Annotated in this window: 9 protein-coding genes and 1 tRNA gene; 9 read left to right on the top strand and 1 reads right to left on the bottom strand. The window is 65.7% G+C overall.

The genetic code is table 11. The features are described from left to right. The first annotated feature begins 134 nt into the window (after nt 1-134). The 7 genes from VAE54_RS06250 (at nt 135) to VAE54_RS06220 (ending at nt 4,590) form a co-directional block, all read left to right on the top strand. Nucleotides 135-290 (top strand): hypothetical protein, encoded by a 156-nt coding sequence (locus tag VAE54_RS06250; protein ID WP_322801086.1) that lies wholly within the window; start codon nt 135-137, stop codon nt 288-290. A 90-nt stretch (nt 291-380) separates the two neighbouring features. After that, on the top strand, nt 381-1,475 hold the full coding sequence (gene ychF, locus VAE54_RS06245; RefSeq protein ID WP_416223781.1) for a redox-regulated ATPase YchF: 1,095 nt from the start codon (nt 381-383) through the stop codon (nt 1,473-1,475). Nucleotides 1,476-1,498: 23 nt separating this feature from the next. Then, nucleotides 1,499-2,209 (top strand): SDR family NAD(P)-dependent oxidoreductase, encoded by a 711-nt coding sequence (locus VAE54_RS06240; RefSeq protein WP_322801084.1) that lies wholly within the window; start codon nt 1,499-1,501, stop codon nt 2,207-2,209. 123 nt (nt 2,210-2,332) lie between these two features. After that, entirely contained in the window at nt 2,333-2,725 is a 393-nt protein-coding gene (gene sufU / locus VAE54_RS06235; RefSeq protein WP_322801083.1) for a Fe-S cluster assembly sulfur transfer protein SufU, read from the top strand. Nucleotides 2,726-2,815: 90 nt separating this feature from the next. Beyond that, on the top strand, nt 2,816-3,508 hold the full coding sequence (locus tag VAE54_RS06230) for a nucleotidyltransferase domain-containing protein (protein ID WP_322801082.1): 693 nt from the start codon (nt 2,816-2,818) through the stop codon (nt 3,506-3,508). A 231-nt stretch (nt 3,509-3,739) separates the two neighbouring features. Then, nucleotides 3,740-3,812 (top strand) — tRNA-Met (locus VAE54_RS06225). Nucleotides 3,813-3,957: 145 nt separating this feature from the next. Next, nucleotides 3,958-4,590, top strand: a complete 633-nt coding sequence (locus tag VAE54_RS06220) for a site-2 protease family protein (RefSeq protein WP_322801081.1) — start codon at nt 3,958-3,960, stop codon at nt 4,588-4,590. Nucleotides 4,591-4,744: 154 nt separating this feature from the next. Here the strand turns inward: VAE54_RS06220 and VAE54_RS06215 are convergent, their stop codons facing one another. After that, nucleotides 4,745-5,446: a PIG-L deacetylase family protein gene (locus VAE54_RS06215; RefSeq protein WP_322801080.1), complete on the bottom strand. Its 702-nt coding sequence runs from the start codon at nt 5,444-5,446 to the stop codon at nt 4,745-4,747. 453 nt (nt 5,447-5,899) lie between these two features. Here VAE54_RS06215 and ablA point away from each other — a divergent pair, with 453 nt between their 5' ends. Next, the gene (ablA, locus tag VAE54_RS06210; protein WP_322801079.1) at nt 5,900-7,267 is read left to right on the top strand and encodes a lysine 2,3-aminomutase; all 1,368 of its coding nucleotides are present in this window, start codon (nt 5,900-5,902) and stop codon (nt 7,265-7,267) included. Further along, nucleotides 7,267-8,376, top strand: a complete 1,110-nt coding sequence (locus VAE54_RS06205; protein ID WP_322801078.1) for a hypothetical protein — start codon at nt 7,267-7,269, stop codon at nt 8,374-8,376. The genes ablA and VAE54_RS06205 overlap by 1 nt, the downstream gene beginning before the upstream one ends. Nucleotides 8,377-8,429: the final 53 nt, after the last annotated feature.

Here is an 8,429-nt window from a genome sequence, read left to right as displayed (position 1 = left end):
CCGATGCCCTCCCCGCATCTCCCTGCGCTCATGGAGCGGGGTTTTCTCCAAATCGGTGAGGACGGATCCTGGTTCGTCCGTTATTCTCTGGGACAGCCTCTCGCTGCCCTTCCCTTTTATTTCATGTTTATTTCATGGGACGGATCCTCGGCGGTCCGGATTCGCCCGCCGAGGACTACGTGCTGAAGGTCGGGCTGTATCGCCGCGCCCCGCCCGGAGGCCGGATCCCGGTGGAGGGCTTGGGAGCGGATGGCGTGATCCTGCCGATCCCCATCGAGATCCGCCGGTGAGCCCATGGATCGGCCGGGCGCTTTGTCAGAGCCCAGCCCCAGAGTTTTCCGTGTAGAATCCCCGGTGGAGGACCTTCGCGTCGCGAGGCGATCATGGAGATCGGTCTGGTGGGGATGCCCAACGCGGGCAAATCGACGCTCTTCAATGCCCTCACCCGCCACTCCGTGCCCACCGCGCCCTATCCCTTCACCACCATCGAGCCGCACCGCGGTGTCATCCCCGTCCCCGATCCCCGGCTGGACGCCCTGGCCCGGATCATCCAACCGGAACGGGTGGTCCCGGCCACCCTGACCGTTGTGGACATCGCCGGGCTGGTGCGGAACGCCCATCGGGGGGAAGGTCTTGGGAACCAGTTCCTGGCGCACATCCGGGAGGTCGATGCCCTCCTGATGGTGCTCCGCGGGTTCGAGGCCCCCAACATCCCGGCTGGCCTGGGCGAGGTGGATCCCCTGGCGGAGCTGGAGGTGCTGGATCTGGAGCTGGCGCTGGCCGATCTGGAGACGGTGCAGCGCCGCCTGGAGAAGACCCGGAGGGCGGCGAAGGCGGATCCCCAGGCCTTCGCCGAAACCCTCGCCGCCCTAGAGGATCTGGCCGCCCATCTCCAGTCCGGTCGCCCGGCCCGAACCTGGCCGGGCCGGGCAGCCTGGCAGGGGCTGTTGCGGGAGCTCTTCCTGCTCACCGACAAGCCCCGCCTGCTTGTCCTGAACGTATCCGAGGAGGACCTGCCGGAAGACGGCCACTGGGCGGCGGAGCTGGCCCGCCGGGCCGCGGCGGAGGGAAGCCCCTTCCTCGTCGTCTGCGCGGAGCTGGAGGCCGCCCTGAACGAGTGGCCCGAGGAGGAAGCCCGGGCCTATCGGGAGAGCCTGGGCCTCTCCGGCTCCGCCCTGGATCGCCTGATCCAGGCGGCCTATGCCCATCTGGGCCTCATCACCTTCTTCACCATCACGGGCGGCCATGAGGTTCGGGCCTGGTCGATCCCTCGGGGAACGCGGGCCCCACAGGCGGCGGGGCGGGTGCATTCGGACATGGAGCGGGGCTTCATTCGAGCGGAAGTGATCCCGTGGCATCTGCTGGTCGAGGCTGGCTCTCCGCAAGCGGCGCGGGAGCGGGGCCTCTGGCGCATCGAGGGACGGGATTATGAGGTGCAGGACGGGGACGTCCTGCATTTCCGGTTCCACTCGTGAATCGGGAGGGGGCAGGGGGACAGATGGGAAGCCATGCGCGGCCGGTGGCGCTGGTCACGGGAGCCGGACGGGGATGGGGGGAGTGGCTCTCCCGGATGCTGGCGGCCCGGGGTTTCCATGTCGTGGCCAATGACATCCATCCGGCGGCGGCGGAGCGGACCGCCGAACGGATCCGCGGGGAGGGCGGGTCGGCGGAGCCTTTCCACGCCGATGTGGCCAACCGGGTCGCTGTAGGGGCCATGGTTCAGGAGATCCTGGCCCGCTGGGGCCGGCTGGATCTGATCGTCCACCACGCGGAAGTTCATCCCCATCGCGGGCTGCTGGAGATGGGGGAATACGAGTGGGATCGCACCTTGGCTGTGATCCTCAAGGGAGCCTTCAACCTGCTGCAGGCGGCTGCCCCGGCGATGATCGAACGGGGGAGTGGAGCGTTCGTCTTCCTGGTTCCTGCGCGGCTTCTGGAGGGGGGGATCCTGCACGCCGCCTATGGGGCCGGGAAAGCCGGGTTACTGGCCCTGGCCCATGCGGCCCGGGACGCTCTGGGCCCCTTCGGCCTGGCCGTGCATGTGCTCCTCACCCCCAGCGAGGACGCCCCCCGGGGGATCCCCGGGGAGGATCCGATCGTCGTTCTGGAGCGGATCGTTCGCATGGATGGGTCGGGCGAGACCGTGCGCCTCGCTCCCCGCTCCGGCGAAGCCTCTCGCGCGGAGAACGATCCCGGCGCCTGTCGGTGATGGGATCGGATCATCGGCGCGGCTCCCCGAGCGATCCGTCGGGAAGGTGAATCCCGATGGGGATCGTGGTATGATGAGAGGAGCGAAAGGCATCCAAGGAACTCCTTGGCGAGGACCGAGGCGATGGAAGACCTCTATCGGGAGATCATCCTGGACCATTATGAGAATCCCCGCAATTACGGCGTGTTGCCGGATGCGGATATCTCTTACGAAGACGATAACCCCCTGTGCGGGGATCGGATTCGGATCGACCTGAAAGTGCAGGATGGGCGCATCGTGGATGTGCGGTTCTCGGGGAAGGGCTGCGCGATCAGCCAGGCATCCGCCTCCATGCTGACCGAGCGGATTAAAGGGGCGACGGTAGAGGAAGCCCGACAGCTGACCCGGGACGACATCCTGGAGATGCTGGGGATTCCCCTGGGGCCGGCTCGCATCAAGTGCGCCCTGCTCTCCCTGAAGGTTCTCAAGGCCGGCCTTTACGGGCTGCCGAAGATCGACTGGGAGGAACTCAGTTAAGGCCGACCATAGCGGCTGGAGGAAGCCAGAGGCCTCCTCTCGATGGGCTCGAAGGCGGGCGGCTCCTTCGCGAACAGGGGGACAGGATCCATGCGAGGCGAGGGCGATGCGGAGGCCCGGCGGGCAGCCGCCTGGAAGGCGGCCATGGCCTGCATCGAGTTGTTAAGGGCCCGTTTCGGTGTCCAGCGGGCTGTGCTTTTCGGCTCCCTGGCCGGGCAGAGCCCGTGGCATGAGCGTTCGGACATCGACATCGCTGTGGAAGGCCTGGCGCCCGAGCGATACGTTGAGGCTTTGCGGGCGTGCTGGGATCTCCTTCCGGAGGGGATAGCGCTTCATCGGGTCAGCCTGGAGAACGTGCCCCCTCATTGGCGATCCCGGATTCTGGAGGAAAACAGGATGCCTGAGGATCCCCTGGATGCGCTGAGCCAGGAGATCGAATTGGAGCTGGCGAATCTGGAGCGCCTGATCCGCAGCCTGGAGATCTTCTGGAGCCGGTTATCCGGCGAGCCCGATGAATTCGCCATGCGAAGCATTGGGAGCTTATTGCATGACTTCTATTCGGGGGTGGAGCGCATCTTTGAACGCATCGCGGTGCGAGTGGATAAGGATCTCCCCGTGGGTCCTCATTGGCCTACGTATCTGCTGCAACGCATGATGAATCCATGGGGGACGATTCGCCCTGCGGTGATGGATCAGGGGCTGGCCGCCCGTCTGGCGGATTACCTCCGCTTCCGCCATCTTTTCCGCCACACTTATGGTTTCGAGCTGGAGTGGAGGAGTTGAGGCCGACCTTTGATGACCTGCGGGTGCAGTTGATGGCGTTCCTGGAACAGCTGGCCGCTGCCGAAGCAAGGGGGGTCCGGTTGAATCCAGCGAGGGGGAAAGAGGGGAAGCTTCGCCGTTCCCCTGCCACCTTCTGGAAGGATAGGGCCGAGCGCATATACAGGCGAGGGCTCGATGCGGATGGGTTTTCTTTGACGATGAGTCGGTCTCCGCATATAATTTTTACTGCCCGGCGAGGTAGCTCAAGTGGCAGAGCAGCCGGCTCATAATCGGCGGGTTGTGGGTTCGAGTCCCACCCTCGCCACCTGCGACCCCCACGCCCCGGGACGGTCGGGAAGGCCCAGCCGCCCCGGGGCGTTTTATTTGGATTTCACTTCAGGGAGCGGCCGGAATACAGGGCCTCTCTTCGGGAATGATATGCCCGGGGAAACCGCAGGAGGTGTGCCGATATGCCCTTCGTCCGCCTCAGCGATCCGGGATATCTGCTGGCTCTGGCGATGATCTTCCTGTTCGCCCTGCCGTTGCATGAGCTGGCCCACGCCTGGGTGGCCGAACGCCTCGGGGATCCCACCCCGCGCCGCTACGGGCGGGTGACCCTGAACCCGATGGCCCATCTGGATCCCATCGGCGCCCTGATGCTGGTGCTGGCCGGGTTCGGATGGGCCCGTCCGGTCCCGGTGAACCCCCTATATCTGCGCTATGGCCCCCGCGTGGGGATGGCGCTGGTCGGAGGCGCAGGGCCGCTGATGAACCTGCTCCTGGCCGGCCTGGGGATCCTGGTTTACCGGATGGGCCTGGAGATCGGGTTCCTGCCTCCCCGGCTGGTCCTTCCGTTCCTGAGTGCGTGGATCTTCATCAACATCGGCCTGGCCGTTTTTAACATGCTCCCTCTGCCCCCGCTGGATGGCTATCGGGTGCTGCAGGGGCTGCTCCCACCGGATCTGGCGTATGCCTACGCCCGGCTGGAGGCCTATGGGCCGATGCTGCTGCTGCTCTTCCTGGTGCTGGATCGGCAGCTGGGCCTTCTCGGGAGCGTGTTGCAGCCCTTCTACGCCCTGGCGTTCCGGTTGATGCATCTATGAGGGCGGGACTTCTGGTATAGGGCTCCCCTCGGGGGCACGAAGATCCCCGAGCTTCCTGGTGAGGGATGTTTTGTGGAGGCCGGTCGGGACGCTGAAGGCACACCCTCTGGCCTCCAGAGTTCCCCGGGAAGACCGGCGGAGGAAGGGCGCCGGGTTATTCTCCGATCACCATCCGGCGAAACGCCTCCGCATAACGCATACCTACGGTCCGTCCCTCCTCAGTGGCCCATGCCCGCAGGGTGGGGCCTGGATCCCAATCCCCGATCTGGCTGCGGTGGCAGCGCAGGGCTTCGATTTTGATCTCCAGGGTCTCCTCGATGTCGATCCATACATTGGGCTGCGCCGCGCCGTAGATATACACCTCTCGCACCCGATGAGGGGGAAGGCCCAGCTCGGGGAAGAGGAGGGGCATCCCCGCGGCGGGGAACACGGCTTCCAGCGCGGCCTGGGCTGCCGCCCGATGATCCGGGTGGTTGATGTAGTCCTCCCCGTAGAAATAAACCGATGGATCGCCACAGACCAGGGCCTGGGGCCGGAAGCGGCGGATCTCCCGCACCAGCTCCCGCCGCAGCTCCAGGGTGGGTTGCAGCAGGCCGTCCGGATGGCGCAGGAAGATCACCTCGGCGATGCCCAGGACCCGGGCGGCCGCCTCCTGCTCCGCCTCCCGGATCCGCGCCATCTCCTCCCGCGATCGATTCGTCTCCTCCGTTCCCGCGTCGCCGCTGGTGCAGAGCACCAGGGCGATGACGCTGCCCCGTCGGGCCCACTTGGCCAGCGTGCCCGCGCAGGTGAACTCCACATCGTCGGGATGGGCCGCCACCACCAGGACGCGTTCCGGCGTTGTCGGCTCGATCATCGTTCCTCCATCGATCGGGTGGATTGGGGATCGTTGTTCCGGCGCAGCGCTTGCGCCGTCGGACTCGAAGTCCGATGCCCTCCAGAGCGGGGACAGGTTTCCTTCAATGCTCCGACTATATCGCGGGCCCTGAAATCCGTCGAACGATGCAAGGCCCATGCGCTCGCCCCTTGTTGCTCCAGCATTCAGAGTGGGCGTAGGGCAGCGGCAAGCCGTTGCCTTACGCTGAAAAGCGGAGATCGCTTCCGCCAAATCATTTATGAGCTTCGATTTATCTAAAATCTTCGATGATATGCTTAACCGAAATCTCACGGAACTTACACGCTTTCTTAACGCATACCACGAGGGAGTTGATGTAAAATCCCGCTCGTGGAAGAGCGGTTCAGGTTGTGGCGATCGTGGAGAAGATCCCTGGGCTCTCCGATGCGATCTCGCTGGGGAGGATGTGAAGCGATGGAAGAGCGGAAGCGGCTGGAGGAGGAGCCCCCTGGTGCGAAACGGCGCAGCCGGCGGGCGCCGATCTGGCAGGATGTGCCGGATGAGCTGTGGGATGACTGGCGCTGGCAGCTCACCCATCGCCTGAACTCGGTGGAACAGCTGAAACAGATCATCCAACTGACCCCGGAGGAGGAGGCCGGTGCGGCGGCCACCCACCGGTTCCGCATGGACATCACCCCGTATTTCGCCTCGCTGATCGACCCGGTGGATCCGAACTGCCCGATCCGGCGCCAGGTGATCCCCACCGCGAGGGAGCTGGAGCCGACGCCGGGGCTGATGGAGGATTCCCTTTCCGAGGATCAACACTCCCCGGTCCCGGGCCTGGTCCATCGGTATCCGGATCGGGTGCTGATGCTGGTGACGACCCAGTGTGCCAGCTACTGCCGGTTCTGCACCCGCAGCCGGATTGTGGGGGATCCCCATGCCAATTTCGGGCGGCGGGATTACGATCGGCAGATCGAATACATCGCCCGCACGCCCCAGATCCGGGATGTGTTGCTCTCCGGTGGCGATCCGCTGATCCTGCCCCAGCCGATCCTGGAGGATCTGCTCCGCCGGCTGCGGGCGATCCCCCATGTGGAGATCATCCGCATCGGGACGCGGGTGCCGATCTTCCTGCCGCAGCGGATCACGGATGATCTGGTGGCGATGTTGCGCAAATACCATCCGCTGTGGATGAACATCCATGTGAACCACCCGAAGGAGCTGACCCCGGAGGTCACGGAGGCCCTGGCGAAGCTGGCGGATGCGGGCATCCCCCTGGGCAGCCAGACGGTGCTGCTGGCGGGGGTCAATGACTGCCCGCACATCATCCGCGCCCTGGTCCACGAGCTGGTCAAGCGCCGGGTGCGGCCCTATTACCTCTATCAGTGCGATCTGGTGGAGGGCGCGGGCCACTTCCGCACGCCGGTCTCGAAGGGGATCGAGATCATGGAGGCGTTGCGGGGGCACACCAGCGGCTACGCCATCCCGACTTATGTGATCGACCTGCCCGGCGGCGGGGGGAAGGTGCCGGTGATGCCCAATTACCTGCTGGCGATGAACGAGCGGCGGGTGGTGTTGCGGAATTTCGAGGGCTTCATCAGCGCCTATGAGCAGCCCACCGACTATACGCCCCATGATCCAGACCGCTGCGAATACTGCCGGAACCAGCGCCCGGAGCCGGGCCAGCGCGGGATCTTCGGGCTGCTGCAGGGCGACGCAATGACCATCGAGCCGGAAGGCTTCGAGGCGGTTCACCGACGGCTCCAGACGGGAGGCACCGAAACGATGCCCCTGATCATCGGGGAGCCCCTGCCGATCGTCAACGGGGAGGTGCTGTGATGCGGGTGGCGGTCCTGGCGAATCTGAAGCGGAACGCGCCCCATCAACCGGATGAGCCGCCGGATGCCTGGGCGGAGCTGGATTCGGAGGAGACGGTGGAGGGGATCGCCCGGGCCCTGGAGGCCTGGGGGCACACCCCGGCGATCTTCGAGGGGAACCTGGATCTCCCGGAGGCGTTGCGCCGTTTCCGGCCGGACATCTGCTTCAACATCTGCGAGGGCTACTGGGGAGATTCCCGGGAGGCCCATGTGCCGGCGATGCTGGAGATGATGCGGATCCCCTACACGGGCTCCCGGGTCCTTGCCCTGGCGATCTCCCTGGACAAGGCGATGACCAAACGGGTGTGGATGGCGGAGGGGCTGCCGACGCCCCCCTTCCAGGTCTTCCGGCGTCCCGATGAGCCGTTGGATCCCCGCCTCTCCTTCCCCCTCTTTGTCAAGCCGAACCGGGAAGGAAGCGGGATGGGGATCTCCGCGAAGTCGGTGGTGACCAGTGAGGCGGAGCTCCGGGAGCAGGTCGCCTATATCCTCCGGACCTATCGTCAGGAGGCCCTGGTGGAAACCTTCATCGACGGCCCGGAGCTCACGGTGGGCCTGATCGGCAACGTCGATGGGGAGGCCGGATGGCTCCGGCCGCCCGGCGGGTGGGCCACGGAAGAAGGCCTGGATATCGGGGGCGTCCATGTCTTCCCACCGATGATGGTGGACCTCAGCCCTTGCCCGCCGGATCAGCGGGGGCTTTACACGTCTTACATTAAGTCCGAAATGCCGCTGGGCCCGCGCTACCTCTGCCCGGCCCCGCTGGATCCGACGTTGCGGCGAGAGGCGCAGCGCCTGGCTTTCGAAGCCTTCCGGGCGATCGGGGCATGTGATCTGAGCCGGGTGGATATGCGGATCGATGCCGCCACCGGCCGGATCTATCTGCTGGAGATCAACACCCTCCCCGGGCTGAATCCGAGGTATAGCGATATGGTGCTGAACGCCCGGGCGGACGGAATGGCGTATGACGTGCTGATCGCGCGGATCCTGGAGGCCGCCTGCCGTCGTTATGGCCTCCCGATCGCGGAGGCTGTGGAACCGGCCAGGGTCCCTCTGAGGACGGCGGGGTGAGAGCGGTTCGCTGAAACGCGGGAGGAGGGCAAAAGGGGCCCGCCCGTTTCAGC

This window comes from Thermoflexus sp. (assembly GCF_034432235.1).
In the GTDB taxonomy this organism is placed as follows: Bacteria; Chloroflexota; Anaerolineae; order Thermoflexales; family Thermoflexaceae; genus Thermoflexus.
The sequence above is the reverse complement of the archived record's forward strand: the minus strand, read 5'-3'. Positions and strand labels throughout refer to the sequence as shown.

Excerpts from the sequence above, each read along its gene's own strand:
- VAE54_RS06250 (WP_322801086.1), top strand. The coding sequence starts at position 135 with ATGGGACGGATCCTCGGCGGTCCGGATTCGCCCGCCGAGGACTACGTG.
- VAE54_RS06205 (WP_322801078.1), top strand. The coding sequence starts at position 7,267 with ATGCGGGTGGCGGTCCTGGCGAATCTGAAGCGGAACGCGCCCCATCAA.
- VAE54_RS06215 (WP_322801080.1), bottom strand. The coding sequence starts at position 5,446 with ATGATCGAGCCGACAACGCCGGAACGCGTCCTGGTGGTGGCGGCCCAT.
- ablA (WP_322801079.1), top strand. The coding sequence starts at position 5,900 with ATGGAAGAGCGGAAGCGGCTGGAGGAGGAGCCCCCTGGTGCGAAACGG.
- VAE54_RS06220 (WP_322801081.1), top strand. The coding sequence starts at position 3,958 with ATGCCCTTCGTCCGCCTCAGCGATCCGGGATATCTGCTGGCTCTGGCG.
- VAE54_RS06240 (WP_322801084.1), top strand. The coding sequence starts at position 1,499 with ATGGGAAGCCATGCGCGGCCGGTGGCGCTGGTCACGGGAGCCGGACGG.
- sufU (WP_322801083.1), top strand. The coding sequence starts at position 2,333 with ATGGAAGACCTCTATCGGGAGATCATCCTGGACCATTATGAGAATCCC.
- VAE54_RS06230 (WP_322801082.1), top strand. The coding sequence starts at position 2,816 with ATGCGAGGCGAGGGCGATGCGGAGGCCCGGCGGGCAGCCGCCTGGAAG.